The sequence below is a fragment of the Candidatus Enterococcus avicola genome (assembly GCF_047470845.1).
GTDB classification, from domain to species: domain Bacteria; phylum Bacillota; class Bacilli; order Lactobacillales; family Enterococcaceae; genus Enterococcus_D; species Enterococcus_D casseliflavus.
This window is the reverse complement of record NZ_JBLGTY010000077.1, coordinates 1-227: the sequence shown is the minus strand read 5'-3', so window position 1 is coordinate 227 and position 227 is coordinate 1. Positions and strand designations below refer to the sequence as shown.

The 227-nt window shown below is 40.1% G+C and carries 1 protein-coding gene; it reads right to left on the bottom strand.

Going from position 1 to position 227, the window contains the following annotated elements; translation table 11 throughout:
• Positions 1-227 (bottom strand): transposase (locus tag ACI3E5_RS17680; protein WP_498822147.1); only part of this gene is annotated, 227 nt, incomplete at both ends.

Sequence of the window (227 nt, the reverse complement as noted above, 5' to 3'; positions counted from 1 at the left end):
CTCATGTTCTCGAATGATTTAAATCCGTAGGATACTCGTTTCATTGTCTTTATGTGGGTATTCTTCGCTTCTATTTTTCCATTGGAATAAGGATAGATCATTGCGTTGGTGATGCCTTCTTCATGGGTAAGAAGGTTTTGAAGCTTTTCTCGAAAGCCGTCATCTAACGTTTCGGGAAGTTCTGCCAATAAGGAGAAAAATAAGTCAGGGTCTTTGTCTCGAAAGGC